The sequence below is a fragment of the Piscinibacter gummiphilus genome (genome assembly GCF_032681285.1).
Taxonomy (GTDB): domain Bacteria; phylum Pseudomonadota; class Gammaproteobacteria; order Burkholderiales; family Burkholderiaceae_C; genus Rhizobacter; species Rhizobacter gummiphilus_A.
This window is the reverse complement of record NZ_CP136336.1, coordinates 5,443,489-5,462,033: the sequence shown is the minus strand read 5'-3', so window position 1 is coordinate 5,462,033 and position 18,545 is coordinate 5,443,489. Positions and strand designations below refer to the sequence as shown.

Annotated in this window: 15 protein-coding genes; 12 read left to right on the top strand and 3 right to left on the bottom strand. The window is 66.2% G+C overall.

Features of this window, described 5'->3' with window-relative positions; genetic code table 11:
- Positions 1–36 precede the first annotated feature (36 nt).
- Positions 37–2,115 carry a peptidase domain-containing ABC transporter gene (locus RXV79_RS25940; RefSeq protein ID WP_316701056.1) on the top strand — a complete coding sequence of 693 codons (2,079 nt, stop codon included), beginning with the start codon at positions 37–39 and terminating at the stop codon, positions 2,113–2,115.
- A 14-nt stretch (positions 2,116–2,129) separates the two neighbouring features.
- Positions 2,130–3,401: an HD-GYP domain-containing protein gene (locus tag RXV79_RS25935; protein WP_316701054.1), complete on the top strand. Its 1,272-nt coding sequence runs from the start codon at positions 2,130–2,132 to the stop codon at positions 3,399–3,401.
- 10 nt (positions 3,402–3,411) lie between these two features.
- Here the strand turns inward: RXV79_RS25935 and RXV79_RS25930 are convergent, their stop codons facing one another.
- Positions 3,412–3,678, bottom strand: coding sequence for a YkgJ family cysteine cluster protein (locus RXV79_RS25930; RefSeq protein ID WP_316701053.1), 267 nt, complete (start codon positions 3,676–3,678; stop codon positions 3,412–3,414).
- A gap of 158 nt (positions 3,679–3,836) precedes the next feature.
- Here RXV79_RS25930 and mnmG point away from each other — a divergent pair, with 158 nt between their 5' ends.
- From mnmG to RXV79_RS25905, 5 genes are read left to right on the top strand one after another with little or no spacing between them, the layout of a single operon-like run.
- Positions 3,837–5,801, top strand: a complete 1,965-nt coding sequence (mnmG, locus tag RXV79_RS25925) for a tRNA uridine-5-carboxymethylaminomethyl(34) synthesis enzyme MnmG (RefSeq protein ID WP_316701052.1) — start codon at positions 3,837–3,839, stop codon at positions 5,799–5,801.
- Positions 5,791–6,459, top strand: a complete 669-nt coding sequence (gene rsmG, locus RXV79_RS25920; RefSeq protein WP_316701051.1) for a 16S rRNA (guanine(527)-N(7))-methyltransferase RsmG — start codon at positions 5,791–5,793, stop codon at positions 6,457–6,459. The genes mnmG and rsmG overlap by 11 nt, the downstream gene beginning before the upstream one ends.
- 7 nt (positions 6,460–6,466) lie before the next feature.
- A complete protein-coding gene (locus RXV79_RS25915; protein ID WP_316701050.1) occupies positions 6,467–7,084 on the top strand; it encodes a LysE family transporter in 618 nt (205 codons plus the stop codon).
- 33 nt (positions 7,085–7,117) lie between these two features.
- The gene (locus RXV79_RS25910) at positions 7,118–7,888 is read left to right on the top strand and encodes a ParA family protein (protein ID WP_316701048.1); all 771 of its coding nucleotides are present in this window, start codon (positions 7,118–7,120) and stop codon (positions 7,886–7,888) included.
- A gap of 11 nt (positions 7,889–7,899) precedes the next feature.
- On the top strand, positions 7,900–8,682 hold the full coding sequence (locus tag RXV79_RS25905) for a GNAT family N-acetyltransferase (protein ID WP_316701046.1): 783 nt from the start codon (positions 7,900–7,902) through the stop codon (positions 8,680–8,682).
- A gap of 10 nt (positions 8,683–8,692) precedes the next feature.
- Here the strand turns inward: RXV79_RS25905 and argC are convergent, their stop codons facing one another.
- A complete protein-coding gene (argC, locus tag RXV79_RS25900; RefSeq protein WP_316701045.1) occupies positions 8,693–9,637 on the bottom strand; it encodes an N-acetyl-gamma-glutamyl-phosphate reductase in 945 nt (314 codons plus the stop codon).
- 47 nt (positions 9,638–9,684) lie between these two features.
- On the opposite strand from argC, the gene RXV79_RS25895 reads away from it, so the two are divergent.
- The 5 genes from RXV79_RS25895 to RXV79_RS25875 all read left to right on the top strand — a co-directional run bounded on the left by RXV79_RS25895 (position 9,685) and on the right by RXV79_RS25875 (position 16,385).
- Positions 9,685–10,266, top strand: coding sequence for an RBBP9/YdeN family alpha/beta hydrolase (locus RXV79_RS25895; protein WP_316701043.1), 582 nt, complete (start codon positions 9,685–9,687; stop codon positions 10,264–10,266).
- 43 nt (positions 10,267–10,309) lie between these two features.
- Entirely contained in the window at positions 10,310–11,203 is an 894-nt protein-coding gene (locus RXV79_RS25890; RefSeq protein ID WP_316701042.1) for a ParB/RepB/Spo0J family partition protein, read from the top strand.
- A 354-nt stretch (positions 11,204–11,557) separates the two neighbouring features.
- Positions 11,558–13,480 carry a PrkA family serine protein kinase gene (locus tag RXV79_RS25885; RefSeq protein WP_316701041.1) on the top strand — a complete coding sequence of 641 codons (1,923 nt, stop codon included), beginning with the start codon at positions 11,558–11,560 and terminating at the stop codon, positions 13,478–13,480.
- A gap of 38 nt (positions 13,481–13,518) precedes the next feature.
- A complete protein-coding gene (locus RXV79_RS25880) occupies positions 13,519–14,787 on the top strand; it encodes a YeaH/YhbH family protein (protein ID WP_316701039.1) in 1,269 nt (422 codons plus the stop codon).
- Complete coding sequence (locus RXV79_RS25875; RefSeq protein WP_316701038.1) at positions 14,784–16,385, top strand: SpoVR family protein; 1,602 nt, start codon at positions 14,784–14,786, stop codon at positions 16,383–16,385. The genes RXV79_RS25880 and RXV79_RS25875 overlap by 4 nt, the downstream gene beginning before the upstream one ends.
- Before the next feature lie 23 nt (positions 16,386–16,408).
- On the opposite strand, the gene RXV79_RS25870 is transcribed toward RXV79_RS25875, so the two are convergent.
- Positions 16,409–18,472, bottom strand: a complete 2,064-nt coding sequence (locus tag RXV79_RS25870; RefSeq protein WP_316701037.1) for a hypothetical protein — start codon at positions 18,470–18,472, stop codon at positions 16,409–16,411.
- Positions 18,473–18,545: the final 73 nt, after the last annotated feature.

The following is an 18,545-nucleotide window of genomic DNA, read 5'->3' as shown; positions in this document are numbered from 1 at the left end:
TCACTCCACCTCGGTTGGGGCGCGCGACGCGTTCCGATGATCCTGCAGACCGAGGCCGCTGAATGCGGCCTCGCTTGCTTGGCGATGGTCGCGTCTCAGCATGGCCTGCGCACCGACCTGCCGACCTTGCGCAAGCGTTTCTCGCTCTCACTCAAGGGCGCGACGATGGCCGACCTCGTGCGCATGGCCGGGCGCATGCAGCTGAGCCCGCGGCCGCTGCGCGCCGAGATGGAGCACCTGCCCCAGCTGGCATTGCCCTGCGTGCTGCATTGGGACCTGAACCATTTCGTGGTGCTGGCCGAGTTGCATGGCGACGTGGCGGTGATCCACGACCCGGCGCGGGGCGTGCGCCGGTTGCGCCTGTCCGAGGTGAGCCAGCATTTCACCGGCATCGTGCTGGAGCTGTCGCCCGCGCCCGACTTCAAGCCCAAGGAAGAGAAGCAGTCGATCAGCATGCGGCAGATGATGGGCCGCGTGTCGGGCCTGCGCCGTTCGCTGGGGCAGATCTTCGTGCTGGCGCTGGCGCTCGAAGCCTTCATGCTGCTGTCGCCCTTCTTCATGCAGTGGGTGGTCGACGGCGTGCTGGTGAGTGCCGATCGAGACTTGCTCCTCACGCTGGGCGTCGGCTTCGGCCTGCTGGTGCTGGTGCAGGTGGCCACCGGGGCCATCCGCTCGTGGGCGGTGCTGTACCTCTCGTCCACGCTCAACCTGCAGTGGCTGGGCAATGTGTTCGCTCACCTGATGCGGCTGCCGGTGAGCTGGTTCGAGAAGCGCCACACCGGCGACATCATGTCGCGCTTCGGGGCGATCCAGAAGATGCAGGAGACGCTGACCACAAGCTTCATCGAAGCCGTGCTCGACGGGCTGCTGGTCGTGCTGACGTTTGCCGTGATGTGCGTCTACAGCGTGACGCTCGCCGCCATCGCGGCCGGCAGCGTGGCGATCTACGCGCTGCTGCGCTGGGCCTTCTTCCGGCCGCTGCGCGAAGCGACCGAAGAAGAGATCGTGCACACGGCCAAGCGCTCGACGCACTTCCTCGAATCGCTGCGCGGCGTGCAGAGCATCAAGCTCTACAACCGCCAGGAAGACCGCCACGCCGAGTTCATGAACAAGGTGGTCGATGCGATGAACGCCAACATCGCCACGCGCAAGCTCGACCTGCTGTTCGGCGTGCTGCACAAGCTGGTGTTCGGGCTGGAGCGCATTGCAGTGATCTGGGTCGGCGCGCTGCTGGTGATGGACCAGCGCTTCTCGGTCGGCATGCTGTTCGCGTTCTTCGCCTACCGCGAGACGTTTTCGACCCGGGTGAGCGGGCTGATCGACAAGGTGGTCGAGCTCAAGATGCTCAAGCTCGAAGGCGAGCGCCTGGCCGACATCGTGCTCACCGCACCCGAGGCCGAGCCCGACGTGCCGGGGCGCGAGCGCGGCGAGGAGCCTGCGCGCCTGGAGCTGCGCAACGTGAGCTTCCGCTACTCCGACAACGAGCCCGAGGTGCTGAAGGACGTGAGCTTCACCATCGAGCCGGGCGAGTCGGTGGCGATCTCGGGGCCCTCGGGCTGCGGCAAGACGACGCTGCTCAAGATCCTGCTCGGCATCCACGAGCCGCAGGCGGGCGAGGTGCTGGTGGGCGGCGTGCCGCTGCGCCAGCTGGGGCTGCGCAGCTTCCGCGACATGGTCGGCACGGTGATGCAGGAAGACCAGCTCTTCGCCGGCTCGATCACCGACAACATCAGCTTCTTCGATGCCCATGCCGACCCGGCGTGGGTGGCCCAGTGCGCGCGGCTCGCGGCCGTGCATGACGAGATCGAAGCGATGCCCATGGGCTTTCACACGCTCATCGGCGACATGGGCGCCAGCATCTCCGGCGGGCAGAAGCAGCGCATCCTGCTGGCCCGCGCGCTCTACAAGCGACCCCAGATCCTGTTCCTCGACGAAGCGACCAGTGCGCTCGACGTGGACCGCGAGCGCCTGGTGAACCAGGCGGTCCGCCGGCTCGACCTCACCCGCGTGATCGTGGCGCATCGGCCCGAGACCATCGCTTCGGCGTCGCGCGTGATCGTGCTGAAGGACGGGCATGTGGCTCAAGAGCTTCGCACCGTCGGTGCGGGCCGCTAACTCATTCATCGCTCATGCACCTGTCTCTCTCACCGGGGAGTGAGCCCAATCCGCATGCGCTGGCGGCGCTCACGCATGCGGCCGAGAGCTACGCGATCGTTGCGTCGCAAGACATCGTCGACAGCCGCGGCGTGAAGCTGTGGGCGCGCGGGCAGCCGGTGTCGGCAGCCTTGCAGCAGCGCTTGCTGGAGCGGCGGCTGAAGCAGCCCGTCGAAGCCTGCCTGCAGGCGGAGGACGGTGTTACGCCGTTCTCGCTGATGCACGACCTGCAGGCGCTGCTCGAGTCAACGCACCCGCTGGCGCCGGCGCTGCGCACGCAGGGGCGCGAGCTGGTGGCCCAGCTCAAGCAGATGCCGCTGCACGCCGTGGCGCAGCTGCTGCTGACCACCGCCGCCGCCTCGCGTCCGCAGGCCCTCGCGCATGCGGTCACCGGCATGGCGCTCGCAGGCGCGATGACGGCGAGCCGCCAGGCCTCGTCGCTCGAGATCCGACTGGCCATGCTCGGCGGGCTGCTGCACGACATCGGCGAGATCTACATCAACCCCGCCTTCCTCGACTACACCCACGCACTCGACCTGCTCGGCCACAAGCACCTGGTGGTGCACCCGCGCGTGGCGCAGATGCTCCTGACCGGGCTCACCGACTACCCCAAGGCGCTGGGGCAGGGCATCGCCGAGCACCACGAGCGGCTCGACCGCTCCGGCTACCCGGCGCGGCTGGGGCCCGATGGCTTGTCGACGCTCGGGCGGGTGCTGTCGGTGGTGGAGCTCACGCTCGGCAGCATCAACGATTCGCATGCGCCCTTGACCCGTGCAAGTTTCGCGTTACGCGTGGTGCCGGGCGAGTTCGACCCCACCTGGTCGGCCTTCGTCTGCGAAGCGGCCAACGACGCAGCGGAAGACTTCGCCATCGATGAGCAGCCCGAAGCGGCAACACTCGCTGCGCAGCTGGCCGAGATCGACCACCAGATGGCCGCGGCGCATCAGCTGGCGAAGGAGCTGAACGAGCAGCGCCGCACCTCGCAGATCACCGAGGTGGTGGCCGATGCGCTGCACCGCCTGGAGCGGCTGCGGGTGGCGTGGAATGCGCTCGGCCTCTGGGGCGAAGAAGCGGTGACGGCCGGCATGGCGCCGGGCGAGCGGCTGGAGCTGGTGCTCGCCGAGAGCGAGCTGCGGCAGCGGCTGCGGGCGTTTCACCGCGAGTGCCTGCTGCTGAGCGAAGGGCTGACCGAGGCAGAGAAATTCCGGCTCTCGCCGCTGTGGCAGGGGCTGCTGGAGCCGATGTGACATGGGCGCGTCAAGGAGCGGTCTGCTCTTCGACGTGGCCCAGCCAGCGCATGGCTTGCTCGCGGGTGTCACCGCACATCTCGGTGGAAGGCTGCAGCGAGCTGCACACCGCGGGGCGGTCCGGGTGGCCGAAGATCGCGCAGGCGTTGTCCGGCGTGAGGTGCAAGCAGCGCACGCCCGCCGGCTTGCTGATGCCGTTGACGAGCGGCATGCCGGGAATTGGCGACGAGATCGAGGGTGCGATGCAGCAGGCGCCGCAGCCGGGTCGGCAGTTCATGCGCCGATTATTTGACGGGGCGGTGGCCGGTGGCGCAGGTCTTGGCGCGCCGGCCGTGACGCCCAGGGCCGGCCCACCTAAAATTCACGCCCTGCCTGCACGGGCGTGTTCCGGAGTTGACTGAACACCGCGCCCCGTGCCCCTCTCCCGGAGCCCCCATGTTGTATCCCCATGAATTCGACGTGATCGTCGTCGGCGGCGGCCATGCCGGCACCGAGGCCGCACTGGCGGCGGCGCGCATGGGCGTGAGCACGCTGCTGCTCACGCACAACATCGAGACGCTCGGGCAGATGAGCTGCAACCCGTCGATCGGCGGCATCGGCAAGGGCCACTTGGTGAAGGAGGTCGACGCCTTGGGCGGGGCGATGGCCGCGGCCACCGACGAGTCGGGCATCCAGTTCCGCATCCTCAACGGCTCCAAGGGCCCGGCGGTGCGCGCAACCCGGGCGCAGGCCGACCGCATCCTCTACAAGGCGGCCATCCGTCGCCGTCTGGAAAACCATCCGAACCTGACGCTCTTCCAGCAAGCGGTTGACGACCTGATGGTCGAAGGCGACCGGGTGGTCGGGGCTGTCACACAAGTTGGCATTCGCTTTCGGGCGAAGGCGGTGGTGCTGACGGCCGGCACCTTCCTCGACGGCAAGATCCACGTTGGCCTGCAGAACCATGCGGGCGGCCGGGCAGGGGACCCGCCGGCGGTGTCGCTCTCCGCACGGCTCAAGGAACTGCAACTGCCCCAGGGGCGGCTCAAGACCGGCACGCCGCCGCGGCTCGACGGCCGGACCATCGATTTCTCGATGCTCACCGAACAGCCCGGCGACCTGGACCCGGTGCCGGTGTTCAGCTTCATGGGCCATGTGTCGCAGCACCCGCAGCAGGTGCCGTGCTGGATCACCCACACCAACGAACGCACCCACGAGATCATCCGCTCCGGTTTCGACCGCAGCCCGATGTTCACCGGCGTGATCGAAGGGGTGGGGCCGCGCTACTGCCCGAGCATCGAAGACAAGGTCAATCGCTTCGCCGACAAGGATTCGCACCAGATCTTCCTGGAACCTGAAGGCCTGACGACACACGAGTTCTACCCCAATGGCATCAGCACGAGCCTCCCGTTCGACGTGCAGCTGGCCGCCGTGCGCTCGATGCGCGGCCTGGAGAACGCACACATCCTGCGGCCGGGTTACGCCATCGAGTACGACTACTTCGACCCGCGTGGGCTGAAGGCGAGTTTCGAGACCAAGGTGATCCAGGGCCTCTTCTTCGCCGGCCAGATCAACGGCACGACCGGCTACGAGGAGGCGGCGGCGCAAGGCTTGTTCGCCGGGCTCAACGCCGCGCTGCAGGTGCAAGGCCGAGACGCCTGGTCGCCACGGCGCGACCAGGCCTACCTTGGCGTGCTGGTGGACGACCTCATCACCAAGGGTGTGACCGAGCCGTACCGCATGTTCACCAGCCGGGCCGAGTTCCGGTTGCAGCTGCGCGAAGACAACGCCGACCTGCGGCTGACCGAGGTCGGCCGCGAGCTGGGCTTGGTCGACGACGAACGGTGGGCCGCCTTCAACCGCAAGCGCGACGCGATCGCCCGTGAGACCGAACGGCTGCGCTCTGCCTGGGTGCATCCGGGTTCATTGCCGGCTGACGCGGCCGAGCGGCTGCTGGGTAAGGCGATTGAGCGCGAGTACAACTTGGCCGAGTTGATGCGGCGACCCGGTATCGGTTTTGACACCGTGGCCGAAGTCGCCGCGATTGCGAAACCGGAAGCCGGTGTTTCACGTGAAACACTGCGGCAGGAGCTGGGTGCGGAGCTGGCGGACGCCGTGGTCGAGCAGGCCGAGATCAGCATCAAGTACGCCGGCTACATCGACAAGCAGATCGAGGAAGTGGAGCGTGCTGCCCACTACGAGGGCCTGCGCCTTCCAGCCGAACTCGACTACGCGCAGGTCACGGCCATCAGTTTCGAGGCCCGCCAGAAGCTGGCGCTGCACCGGCCGGAGACGCTGGGGCAGGCGTCGCGCATCTCCGGGATCACCCCCGCCACGATTTCGCTCTTGCTCATCCACCTGAAGAAGGGGCGATTCAAGGGATTTGCGGCCAACGAACCGTCGGGTCGCAATGCCGCCTGAGCCGTCCCTCGACTCGCTGCGGGATGCGCTCCTGAGAGGCGCCGAGGCCCTGGGGGTGCCGCTGACCGACGGGCAGTGCACGTCGCTGCTCGGCTACATCAGCCTCATGCAGAAGTGGAATGGGGTCTACAACCTGACCTCCTTGCGTCGGCCAGCCGAGATGGTGACCCACCATCTGCTGGACAGTCTGGCCGTGCTGCCCCCGTTGCGCCGTCATCTGGCCGGCAAGCCTGCACGTGTGCTGGACGTGGGCAGCGGCGGGGGGCTGCCGGGCGTCGTGCTCGCCATCCTGGAGCCAAAGCTCGAAGTGACCTGCGTCGACACGGTGGGCAAGAAGGCCATCTTCGTGCGGCAGGTTGGGGTGGAGCTGAAGCTGCCCAACCTCTTCGCCGTGCATGCGCGGGTGGAGGACCTGCGCCTGCCGCCGTTCGACGTGATCACCTCGCGCGCTTTTGCCTCGCTGGCCGACTTCACTCACCTCACACGCCATCTGGCCGGAGACCGCAGCGTCTGGATGGCAATGAAGGGCAAGCGACCGGACGATGAAATCGCGGCGCTGGACTCAGAGTTGTCGGTGTTTCACGTGGAACAACTGGCCGTGCCGGGTCTGGATGCTGAGCGGTGCCTGGTGTGGATCCACAAGGCACCTGCCGGGTGAGGCGCCCATGACCGTCTTTGGCATCTCCGACTTCGGCACCTACTGCCTCTCGATCCTGGTGTTCCTCGCCTTGCCCGGGCCGGGCACCTTCGCGCTGCTCACGTCCACCGCCAAGGGCGGCTTCCGTGCCGGGGCCGCCGCCACCTTCGGCCTGATCGTGGGCGACCAGGTGCTGCTCTGGGCCGCGGTGGCCGGTGTGGCCGCCTTGCTGGCGGCCCACCCGGTGGTGTTCCACGCGATCCAATACGCAGGGGCCGCTTACCTCGCCTGGATCGGCTTGAAGCTTATCTTCGCGAAGGAGGGCGCGGCGTCGCCCATCCATATCGAGCCACGCCGCTACTTGCGCCAGGCATTCCTCATCACCTTGCTGAACCCCAAGGCCATCGTGTTCTACATGGCCTTCTTCCCGCTCTTCATCAACCCGGCCACGCACCAAGGCAGGGTCACATTTGCCGCGATGGCCGTGACCATTGCGGCGATCACGCTGGTCTACTGCCTCACCTTGTGTGCGTTCGCCGGGCTGGTGACGCAGCAGGTCAGGGCGCACAAGCGGCTCGCCAAGGGGCTCGAGCGCCTCGCCGGCCTGTTCCTGGTCGCCTTCGGCATCCGTCTCGCGGCGCCCTGAGCGCCATTTTTCTTCCCACCTCCCGGATCGGTCATGACCCGAATCTTTTGTGTTGCCAACCAGAAAGGCGGCGTCGGCAAGACGACCACCACCATCAACCTCGCGGCCGGGCTCGCCAGGATCGGCCAGCGTGTGCTGGTGGTCGACCTCGACCCGCAGGGCAACGCCACCATGGGTTCGGGCGTGGACAAGCGGGCCTTGAAGCTCAGCGTCTACGACGTGCTGCTGGAGTCGGCCTCCATCGCCGAAGCCCGCCAGCGCAGCGCGAAGGTGGGCTACGACGTGCTGGGTGCCAACCGCGAGCTGGCCGGCGCCGAGGTCGAGCTGGTCGAACTGGAGCGCCGCGACAAGCGCCTGAAGGCCGCCCTCGAAACCGTCCGCAACGACTACGACTTCGTCCTGATCGACTGCCCGCCAAGCTTGAGCCTGCTCACGCTCAACGGCCTGTGCAGCGCCCACGGCGTGATCGTGCCGATGCAGTGCGAGTACTTCGCGCTCGAAGGCTTGAGCGACTTGGTCAACACCATCAAGCAGGTGCACGCCAACCTCAACCCCGACCTGCAGATCATCGGCCTGCTGCGGGTGATGTTCGACCCGCGCATCACGCTGCAGCAGCAGGTGAGCGAGCAACTCAAGGCGCACTTCGGCGAGAAGGTGTTCAACACCGTGATCCCGCGCAACGTGCGCCTGGCCGAGGCGCCGAGCTACGGCTTGCCCGGCGTGGTGTTCGACCCGGCCTCCAAGGGGGCGCAGTCCTTCATCGAGTTCGCCGAAGAGATGGTGAAGCGCATCAACACGCTCTGACCCACCGACCGATGCAGCTGCCTGTCCCCGACCTCAACCCGCGCTTCGACAGCCAGTTGCTGTCGCGGGTGGAAGACGCCGGGCTCAACGCCAGCGCGCCGCCGCAGCAGCGCTGGGTCGATGGCTGGCTGGTGCGTTTCTCCGCGGGCAAGGCCAAGCGGGCGCGCTGCATCAACGCGGTGGCCGACGGCCGCCTGAGCGTGGCCAGCCGGCTGGCGCAGTGCGAGCAGGTGTATGCCGACGCCGGGTTGCCGATGGTGGTGCGTATCACGCCGTTCACCCGCCCGGCCCACCTCGACGACACCCTGGCCGAAATGGGCCTGCGCAGCATCGACGACACCCGCGTGATGGTGCTGGACCGGCTCGATGCGCTGCCCGCACTCGATTGGCCCGCGGGCTGGTCAGCCCACAACATCGGGCTCGACCCATTCGCCCAGCGCGTCGGCGCCTTGCGCGGTTCGCCCTTGTCGCAGCGCCAGGCCCACGCCGAGCGGCTGCTGCATTCGCCGGTGCCGTTCACGGCCTTCGAGCTGCGCGAGCAGGGCGAAGTGCTGGCCTGTGGCCAGTACGCGATGGAGGGGGATCTGGTCGGGCTCTACGACGTGTACACAGCGGAAGACGCCCGCGGCCGCGGCTGCGCCAGCCGCCTGTGCCTGCACATGCTCGCGCACGCCCGCTCACGCGGGGCGCGGCATGCCTACCTGCAGGTGGAGCACGACAACCACAGCGCGCGTGCCATCTACCACCGGCTGGGTTTTGCCGACGGCTACGCCTACCACTACAGGACGCGCTAGGCCTGCGCCGTCAGACCAGGCCGAGTGACTCGTCCACGCCCAGGTGCACGTTCATCGACTGCACCGCGGCGCCGCTCGCACCCTTGCCCAGGTTGTCGATGCGGCACATGAGGATGGCCTGGCTGTCGTTGGCGAAGACGAAGACGTCGACGTTGTTGGTGTCGTTGTTGGCTTGCACGTCGAAGAAGCCTGACTCCAGCGTCGCCGCGTCGCGCAGCGGTTGCACGCGCACGAAGCGCTCGCCGGCGTAGCGATCGGCCAGGGCCTTGTGCAGCGCGTCCGGGGTGGTGCCGGCCTTCAACTGCGAAAGATGCAAGGGCACACTCACTGCCAAACCCTTGAGGAACGGGCCCACGATGGGCTGGAAGATGGGCGGCGTCTTGAGCCCGGTGTGGGCCGACATCTCGGGCACGTGCTTGTGCGCCAGCGTCAGGCCATAGGGGCGGGGGGCATCGAGCTTCGGGTCGCCGCCGGCTTCGTACTGCTCGATCATCTTCTTGCCGCCGCCGGAGTAGCCCGTGATCGAGGTGGCGCTGACCGGCAGCGTGGGCGCCACGAGACCGGCGTCGACCAGCGGGCGCAGCAGCAGGATGAAAGCGGTGGAGTGGCAACCGGGGTTCGAGATGCGCTTGGAGGCGCGGATGCGGTCGCGCTGGTCGGGTGCGAGCTCGGGCAGGCCGAACACCCAATCGGATGCGGTGCGGTGCGCCGTGCTTGCGTCGATCACGCAGGTGTTGGGGTTGTTGACGAGCGCGGCGGCTTCCTTCGCGGCGGCGTCGGGCAGGCAGAGGAACGCCACGTCGGCAGCATTGAGCAGGCGGGCGCGCTCGTCGGTGTCCTTGCGGCGCTCGGGCGCGATGCGCAGCACTTCGATGTCGCTGCGGTTCGCCAGATACTCGTTGATGCGCAGGCCGGTCGTGCCCTCCTGGCCGTCGACGAACACCTTGTAGGTCATCTCCATCACCTCTGAATTCAAAGAAGCCGACAGGATACGGCAGCCACATGACGACACCCCCCAGCACCTCCTTGCCCGCTTCGCGCTTGTCGGTATTCCGCGTGCTGTTGCTGCCGGGCTGGCTCGATTCCGACGCGGCGCATTGGCAATCGCGGTGGGAGCGGCTGCACGGCGACCACCGTGTCACGCAGGACGACTGGCAATGGCCCAAGCGCGGCGACTGGATGGCGCGGCTCGAAGACGTGCTGCTGCAAGACGACACGCCCGCAGTGCTCGTGGCCCACAGCCTGGGCTGCCAGCTCGTGGCCGCGTGGGCGGCGCACTCTCGGCACACGGCGCGTGTGGCCGCGGCCCTGCTCGTGGCACCGCCCGACGTGGAGCGTGAAGACATGCCGCCACAACTCGCGCCGTGGCGGCCCATCGTGCGCGCGCGCCTTCCATTTCCGAGCACCGCGGTGGTGAGCCGCGACGACCCCTACTGCGCACCCGAGCGGGCCGCCGAGATGGCGGTGCAGTGGGGCTGCGAACTCGTGTCGGTGGGCGACCGCGGCCACCTCAACGGCGAATCGGGCCTGGGCGATTGGCCCGAGGGCCGCGCGCTGCTGGATGCGCTGTTGGCGCGCACCTGAGGCCGCTCGACGGGCGGCGCTGTCGATCAGACAGAATGCGCCCATGGTCACGAAGAAACCCAAGGGCTTAGGCCTGGGCCTCGAAGCACTGCTCGGCCCGAAAGTCAGCGACACCCCTGCGCCCGCCAACGAAGGCGCGCCTCGCACGCTCAAGCTCTCGCTGTTGCAGCCCGGCAAGTACCAGCCGCGCACGCGCATGGACGAAGGCTCGCTCTACGAGTTGGCCGAAAGCATCAAGGCGCAGGGCGTCATGCAGCCCATCCTCGTGCGGCCGGTGGGAGAAGGGCGCTACGAGATCATCGCCGGCGAGCGCCGCACACGCGCTGCCAAGCTCGCAGGCCTCGACGACGTGCCGGTGCTCGTGAAGGACGTACCCGACGAGGCCGCCGCTGCGATGGCGCTGATCGAGAACATCCAGCGCGAAGACCTGAACCCACTCGAAGAAGCGCAAGGCATCGCGCGCCTCGTCAACGAATTCCATCTCACGCACGAGCAGGCCGCACAAGCGGTGGGCCGATCGCGCAGTGCCGCGAGCAACCTGCTGCGCCTGCTGAACCTGGCCGAGCCGGTGCAGCAGATGCTGATGGCCGGCGACATCGACATGGGCCACGCACGTGCGTTGCTGCCGCTCGAAGGTGCGCAACAAATACTGGTCGCCGCGGAAGTGGTCGGCAAGAAACTCAGTGTGCGCGAGGCCGAGAAGCTCGTGGCGAAGACGGCCTCTGCGCGCCAAAAGCCCCTGCTGCGCATCGCAAAAGAGAAATCACGCGATATTTCACGCATCGAGGAAGAACTCTCGGACGCGCTGACGGCGCAGGTCGAGATCCGCGTGAAGAAGCGAACCAAGCGTGGCGAGCAAGGCGAGGTGGCGATTCAGTTCGGCTCGTTGGATGAACTCAACGGCCTGCTTCAAAAACTTGGCTTGTCCGACGCGTAGGCGTATCTTGAGGGCGGTGCGATCGGTTGACGTCGGATTCCATGAGGAACTCTCGGTGTCGCATGGCGCTCTGTGTTGATAGGAAGTGTTTTCATTGATGAAGTCGAGCAAGGGGCCGCGGCACACTCCTTGCAAAGCAAAGCTCGAACTGCGGTGATTTTTCGCTTCTTCTCGAGACCTGGTTGTGCACACAATGAATCAAGCTTGATCACACGATGACGCATTGACTGCGTGATCAGAGCGGCTGACGAACAGGAAAGCTCTGATGGAGCCTTGAAGCGGGTTTCATCAGAACTTCCCCAGACGTCACCGAGGTGGCCCCTCGGTGGTGTCTTCCTGAACCAGGAGGTCAGCATGGATGTGATCAGCCATTTCGCCGCGCGATACGAGCGCACGCGTGAAGAGGAACTCTCGCTCGAGGAGTACCTCAACGAGTGCAAACGCAACCCCATTGCGTATGCCACCGCTGCCGAGCGCATGCTCAAGGCCATCGGTGAGCCGCAGACCATCGACACGCGAAACGACCCGCGGCTGTCGCGTCTGTTCGCCAACAAGGTCATCAAGATCTACCCGGCCTTCGCCGAGTTTTACGGCATGGAAGACGCGATCGAGCAGGTCGTGTCGTACTTCCGGCACGCGGCTCAAGGCCTGGAAGAAAAGAAGCAGATCCTGTATCTCCTGGGCCCGGTGGGTGGCGGCAAGTCGTCGATCGCCGAGCGCCTGAAGTCGCTGATGCAGGAAGTGCCCTTCTATGCGATCAAGGGCTCACCGGTGAACGAGTCGCCGCTCGGCCTCTTCGATCTGACGGAAGACGGCCCGATCCTGGAGAAGGAATACGGCATTCCGCGTCGCTACCTCAACCGCATCCTGTCACCTTGGGCCGTGAAGCGGCTCGAAGAGTACGGCGGCGACGTGCGCAAGTTCAAGGTCGTGAAGCGCTACCCCTCGGTGCTCAAGCAGGTCGGCATCGCCAAGACCGAGCCGGGCGACGAGAACAACCAGGACATCTCGTCGCTCGTCGGCAAGGTCGACATCCGCAAGCTCGAGACCTACGCGCAAGACGATCCCGATGCCTACAGCTACTCCGGCGGCCTGTGCCTCGCCAACCAGGGCCTGCTGGAATTCGTCGAAATGTTCAAGGCACCGATCAAGGTGCTGCACCCCTTGCTCACTGCCACTCAGGAAGGCAACTACAAGGGCACTGAAGGTTTCGGCGCGATCCCGTTCGATGGCGTGGTGCTGGCGCACTCGAACGAGAGCGAATGGAAGACCTTCCGCAACAACAAGAACAACGAGGCCTTCCTCGACCGCATCTACATCGTGAAGGTGCCGTACTGCCTGCGCGTGAGCGAAGAGGTGAAGATCTACGAGAAGCTCTTGCGCGGCTCGTCGCTTTCGCAAGCCACCTGCGCGCCGGGCACGCTCAAGATGATGAGCCAGTTCGCGATCTTGACGCGCCTGAAGGAGCCCGAGAACTCGTCGCTCTATTCCAAGATGCTGGTGTACGACGGTGAGAACCTGAAAGACACCGACCCGCGTGCCAAGAGCTTCCAGGAGTACCGCGACTACGCCGGTGTCGACGAAGGCATGAGCGGCATCTCGACGCGCTTCGCGTTCAAGATCCTCTCCAAGGTCTTCAACTTCGATTCGACCGAGGTCGCCGCCAACCCGGTGCACCTGATGTACGTGCTGGAGCAGCAGATCGAGCGCGAGCAGTTCCCGGCCGAGACGGAGCAGAAGTACCTGGCGTTCATCAAGGAACACCTGGCGGTCAAGTACGCCGAGTTCATCGGCAAGGAGATCCAGACGGCGTACCTCGAGAGCTACAGCGAGTACGGCCAGAACATCTTCGACCGCTACGTCACCTATGCCGACTACTGGATCCAGGACCACGAGTACCGCGACACCGATACCGGCGAAGTCTTCGACCGCGCCTCGCTGAACGCAGAGCTCGAAAAGATCGAGAAGCCGGCCGGCATCAGCAACCCGAAGGACTTCCGCAACGAGATCGTCAACTTCGTGCTGCGTGCCCGCGCCAACAACGCCGGCAACAACCCGCTGTGGACGAGCTACGAGAAGCTGCGCACGGTGATCGAGAAGAAGATGTTCTCGAACACCGAGGAGCTGCTGCCCGTCATCAGCTTCAACGCCAAGGCGAGTGCCGACGAGGCGAAGAAGCACGAGGACTTCGTCACCCGCATGGTGGCCAAGGGCTACACGCCGAAGCAGGTGCGCCTGCTCTGCGAGTGGTATCTCCGCGTCAGAAAGAGTTCCTAACCGAGCAGGTGAGCGTGGGTAGTTCTGGAAAGGCCAGCATGCTTCAGCAGATCATCGATCGGCGATTGGCAGGCAAGAACAAGTCCATCGGCAACCGTGAGCGCTTTCTGCGCCGTCACAAGGAGCAGATCCGCGAGGCGGTGAAGCGTGCGGTCGATGGGCGCGGCATCCGCGATCTCGCGCAAGGGGAAGACATCCACATCCCCAAGCGCGACATCGCCGAGCCCGTGTTCGGCCACGGCCAGGGTGGCAAGCGCGAGATGGTGCACCCCGGCAACAAGGACTACGTGCGCGGTGACCGCATCGAGCGGCCCAAAGGCGGCGGCGGTGGGGGCGGCGGCGGGCAGGCGAGCGATTCCGGCGAGGGGGACGACGACTTCGTCTTCCACCTCAGCAAGGAAGAGTTCATGCAGGTCTTCTTCGACGACCTGGCGCTGCCCAACCTCACGCGCACCGTGCTCGCCGAGACGCCCGAGTACAAGACCCACCGCGCCGGCTACAGCAGCGACGGCACGCCCAACAACCTGCACGTGGTGCGCAGCATGCGCGGCGCCATCGGCCGGCGCATCGCGCTCGGCAACGAATCGCGCCGCGAGTTGCGCGAGCTGGAGGCCGAGCTCGATGAGGTGAAAGACAAGCCCGGCTTCGATGCCAAGGTGGCCGAGCTGACCGAGCGGATCGCAGCCCTCGAAGCCCGCCTCGCACGCATTCCCTACCTCGACCCGATCGACCTGCGCTACCGCAGCCGCGTGCGCACGCCGGTGCCCACCAGCAAGGCGGTGATGTTCTGCTTGATGGACGTGTCGGGCTCGATGGACGAAGCCCGCAAGGACTTGGCCAAGCGTTTCTTCATCCTGCTGTACCTCTTCCTCACGCGCCACTACGAGAAGATCGACATCGTCTTCATCCGCCACCACACGCAGGCGCAGGAGGTCGACGAACACAACTTCTTCCACTCCACCGAGACTGGCGGCACCGTGGTGTCGAGCGCGCTGGTGCTGATGGAAGAGATCGCCAAGGCGCGCTACCCCACCAGCGAGTGGAACATCTACGGCGCGCAGGCGAGCGACGGCGACAACTGGCACCACGACAGCGGCCGTTGCCGCGAGCTGCTCGCCAACAACATCCTGCCGCTGTGCCGCTACTTCGCCTATGTGCAGGTGGCCGAGGAAGAGCAGAACCTGTGGGACGAGTACGCGGCCCTGGCGCAGGACGCCAAGGACTTCGCCATCCGCAAGGTGACCGAGGCCTCGCAGATCTATCCGGTCTTCCGTCAGCTGTTCAAGAAGGAGGGGGCGGCCACATGAACTCACCCATCGACGCACCCTGGGGCGACGAACGACGCAAGGAGCAATGGAGCGTGTCGCCACGCCGCCGTGCGAGCGACCTCGTGGCGCCCAAGCGCACGCATGAGCCGCTGCCGTCGCCTTCCGACTGGTCGTTCGAATTGATCGAGCGCTACCACGAGGTCATCAAGGCGACCGCCGAGCGCTACGGCCTCGACACCTACCCCAACCAGCTCGAGATCATCACCGCCGAGCAGATGATGGACGCGTATGCCTCAGTGGGCATGCCGGTCAATTACCGCCACTGGAGCTACGGCAAGGAGTTCATCTCCACCGAGAAGAACTACAAGCGCGGCCACATGGGCCTCGCCTACGAGATCGTCATCAACAGCAACCCTTGCATCAGCTACCTGATGGAAGAGAACACGATGGCCATGCAGGCCCTCGTGATCGCCCACGCGGCATACGGCCACAACAGCTTCTTCAAGGGCAACTACCTCTTCCGCATGTGGACCGATGCGGCGTCGATCATCGACTACCTGGTCTATGCGAAGAACTACGTGGCCGAATGCGAAGAGCGCCACGGCCTCGACGCGGTGGAAGAGCTGCTCGACAGCTGCCACGCGTTGATGAACCACGGCGTCGACCGCTACCGCCGCCCGAGCCGCAAGTCGCTCGCGCAGGAGCTGTCGGACCGCAAGGACCGCGAGGCCTACGCGCAGCAGCAGGTCAACGAGATGTGGCGCACGCTGCCGCGCAAGGCCGAGAAGGCCGCGGAAGAAACCGCCACCCGCCGCTTCCCGGAAGAGCCGCAGGAGAACCTGCTGTACTTCATCGAGAAGAACGCACCGCTGCTCGAGCCGTGGCAGCGCGAGATCGTGCGCATCGTGCGCAAGGTCGCACAGTATTTCTACCCGCAGCGCCAGACGCAGGTGATGAACGAAGGCTGGGCCACCTTCTGGCACCACAAGCTGCTCAACACCATGTACGACGACGGCCACCTCACCGACGGCATGATGATCGAGTGGCTGAAGTCGCACACCAACGTCGTCTACCAGCCCAAGGTGACCGACCGCCACTACAGCGGCATCAACCCCTATGCGCTCGGTTTCGCGATGTACACCGACATCAAGCGCATCTGCGAGAACCCGACCGAGGAAGACCGCCACTGGTTCCCCGACATCGCGGGCAAGGACTGGCTGGAAACGCTCGACCACGCGATGCGTAACTTCAAGGACGAGAGCTTCGTCGGCCAGTACCTCTCACCCAACCTGATGCGCGAGTTCCGCTTCTTCTCCATCCTCGACGACGAGAAGGAAGAAGAGCTGGAAGTGGCCGCCATCCACGACGAGAGCGGCTACCGCCGTGTGCGCGAAGCTTTGTCGCACCAGTACGACCTCGGCGCGCGCGAGCCCAACATCCAGGTGTGGAACGTGAACCTTCGCGGCGACCGTTCGCTCACGCTGCGCCACGCACAGCACAACGACAGGCCGCTGCACGAGGGCGCGAACGAAGTGCTCAAGCACGTGGCACGCCTGTGGGGTTTCGGCGTGCACCTCGAAAGTGTCAACGGCGCGGGCGAAGTGCAGCGCCGCTGGTCGGTGACGCCGCCGCAGTAAGCAGCGGCCTCATCACCGCCGCCTCAGTGCGTGCGGAACGACCCCGAGGTCGTGCGCCGGGCGGGCTCGAGCGCCACCTCGCGTGTCACCGGCTGCGACGCGGGCCCGATGGCGATCGACGGCATGCCCAACGCCTTGCGCATCTCGGCCAATGACTTCTCCTGCTGCTCGCTGATCGACGCGCGTTGCGCATCGAGCTTCAGCGATTCCGCGAGTGTCAGCGTGCGGCTGCGTGCCAGACGCTCCGAGAGCAAGCTCTGCCATGCGGTGGCCTGCGGCACGAGCTGCTCCAGCAGTGCGTTCTGCCGCTTGAAGGCGGGCTCGCGCAGCTCGGTGGCCAGCGTCGTGAAGCGGTGTGTGCACGGGCAGGTGATCGCGTTCAGCTGATCGACGAGGAAGTTCTTGCGATCGGGCAGGAACACATCGCGCAAGGCCGGCGAGAGCGCATGCCCCAGGTTGCTCGCGAAGGCCGGGGTCGACAGCTCCGTCAGCGCGGCGGGCGAGGTTTCCACGTGCACGAAGTTACCGAGCGAGTTGGGCCAGCTGGTGACGGTGGTGCCGGTCGGTGTGAGTGCGGGCCCGATGCTGTTGGCGGAGAGCAGGCCGAAGGCCGACGGCTGGTGGCAGCCCGCGCAGCTCTGCGCAGTGGCGCGCTTCACCAGTTGGGTGGCCGTGAGGCCGTGCACGGCAGCGCCGCCCTGCAAGCCGGTGCGGAAGGTGTTGATCGGCCCGACTGCGGCGTTGAACTGCGTCAGGTACTGGTCATGCCACACGTCGAACGGCGGCAGCGACGAGGGCGTGGCGAGGAAGGGCGAGGCCGGCGCCTGCGAGAAGCTCTGTGGCGCGTTGTGCGTCGGCGAGACGGAGTAGCCAATGCGCATCAACGTCGGGTCGCCGAGCAGGGCGGTCTGCCCGAGGGCGCTGTTCTGGAAGGCCAGGGCCGCCGGGCTCAAGGGGTTGGCTGGCGTGTTGGTGATGTCCTCGTTCCACAGCGTGCCCCAGGGGTTGACCTTCACCGGGATCGGCACGATCTCGAACTTGCACGGCGTGCTGCTGCAGTTGAGCACGGTCTTGAATTCCTTGAGCATCCAGCGCGAGGTCGTCGCGAACTGGTTGGTGCGGATCTGCCCGCTGCCCGAGCCGCCATAGGTGCCGGTCACGCCCTTGCTGCTGTAGTGGTCCACGTGCACCACTGGCCGGAAGCCGGGCAGGCCGGTGTAGAAGAACTCTTCGAGCTTGGTGGCGCGGTCGCTTGCCGAGCTCATCGCCGAGAGCGACTTCCACATCTGCATCACCGGCTTGCAGCCGCTGCGACAACCGGGCGTGGGGTTGGGCAGCACGCCTTCGAAGATGATGAGGTTGCGCGCGCCGGGCAGGGCCAGCAGCTCGCCGTAGACGATGCGGTACTCGCCGCAATTGCGCCAGCCTTCGTGCGCAAGGTCGAGGCGGTTGACGAGCGCGAGGGGCACGTAGCCGCTGAAGCGGTCGAAGGAGCCGTTCATGCGGTTGTTGATGGTGGCATCGCTGCCCACGGCCTCGTTGCCTTCCTCGCCCGAGTTGCGCGGCCGGCAGGCGTGCGGCAGGCCGTTGAGCGTGCCCCCCGCATCGCTGCAGCGCGGGCTGGTGGTGAGCGCCTGCGCGGCCGGGTTCTGCGTGTCCCAGAACTGCCGGAAGATCGATGCGCCCGTGGTGCCTGGCACCTGCGCCACCACCTGCGAGGCCAGCTGGTCCATCGTGCGCTTGAGCGAGAAGTCGCGCGCCGTGAGTGTCGACAGGTCGTGGACCATCAGCGAGCGGTGCGGGTCGATGTCGGCGGGCGAGGTGGGCGGCGAGGGCAGGCACACCTTGACGTTGAAGTCGCGGTCGAGCAGGTCGAGCTTGTCGACGATGTTGAAGCGCAGCACGTTGTCGCGCTGGATCGGCGTGAGCCTCGGGTCGCTCGGGCTCACGCCGATGAGCTCGGTGGGCAAGGGCGTGAAGCTCGGCGGTTGCTTGGTCACCGCCTGGGCCCGTGCCCCGCTGGTGGTGATGGCCGACAGTGCGATGACCGACAGCAAGCCGGCCAATGAACGGGTGAAGGTGGTCATGGAGTCTCCCTGTGGCTGGTGACCGCGCGCTGCCATTCGACAGGGCACGCAGAGTCAGTCTAGGAAGCGCCTA

Excerpts from the sequence above, each read along its gene's own strand:
- RXV79_RS25940 (WP_316701056.1), top strand. The coding sequence starts at position 37 with ATGATCCTGCAGACCGAGGCCGCTGAATGCGGCCTCGCTTGCTTGGCG.
- RXV79_RS25905 (WP_316701046.1), top strand. The coding sequence starts at position 7,900 with ATGCAGCTGCCTGTCCCCGACCTCAACCCGCGCTTCGACAGCCAGTTG.
- RXV79_RS25885 (WP_316701041.1), top strand. The coding sequence starts at position 11,558 with ATGGATGTGATCAGCCATTTCGCCGCGCGATACGAGCGCACGCGTGAA.
- RXV79_RS25890 (WP_316701042.1), top strand. The coding sequence starts at position 10,310 with ATGGTCACGAAGAAACCCAAGGGCTTAGGCCTGGGCCTCGAAGCACTG.
- RXV79_RS25880 (WP_316701039.1), top strand. The coding sequence starts at position 13,519 with ATGCTTCAGCAGATCATCGATCGGCGATTGGCAGGCAAGAACAAGTCC.
- RXV79_RS25935 (WP_316701054.1), top strand. The coding sequence starts at position 2,130 with ATGCACCTGTCTCTCTCACCGGGGAGTGAGCCCAATCCGCATGCGCTG.
- RXV79_RS25895 (WP_316701043.1), top strand. The coding sequence starts at position 9,685 with ATGACGACACCCCCCAGCACCTCCTTGCCCGCTTCGCGCTTGTCGGTA.
- RXV79_RS25870 (WP_316701037.1), bottom strand. The coding sequence starts at position 18,472 with ATGACCACCTTCACCCGTTCATTGGCCGGCTTGCTGTCGGTCATCGCA.
- rsmG (WP_316701051.1), top strand. The coding sequence starts at position 5,791 with ATGCCGCCTGAGCCGTCCCTCGACTCGCTGCGGGATGCGCTCCTGAGA.
- argC (WP_316701045.1), bottom strand. The coding sequence starts at position 9,637 with ATGACCTACAAGGTGTTCGTCGACGGCCAGGAGGGCACGACCGGCCTG.
- RXV79_RS25875 (WP_316701038.1), top strand. The coding sequence starts at position 14,784 with ATGAACTCACCCATCGACGCACCCTGGGGCGACGAACGACGCAAGGAG.
- RXV79_RS25910 (WP_316701048.1), top strand. The coding sequence starts at position 7,118 with ATGACCCGAATCTTTTGTGTTGCCAACCAGAAAGGCGGCGTCGGCAAG.
- RXV79_RS25915 (WP_316701050.1), top strand. The coding sequence starts at position 6,467 with ATGACCGTCTTTGGCATCTCCGACTTCGGCACCTACTGCCTCTCGATC.
- mnmG (WP_316701052.1), top strand. The coding sequence starts at position 3,837 with ATGTTGTATCCCCATGAATTCGACGTGATCGTCGTCGGCGGCGGCCAT.
- RXV79_RS25930 (WP_316701053.1), bottom strand. The coding sequence starts at position 3,678 with ATGAACTGCCGACCCGGCTGCGGCGCCTGCTGCATCGCACCCTCGATC.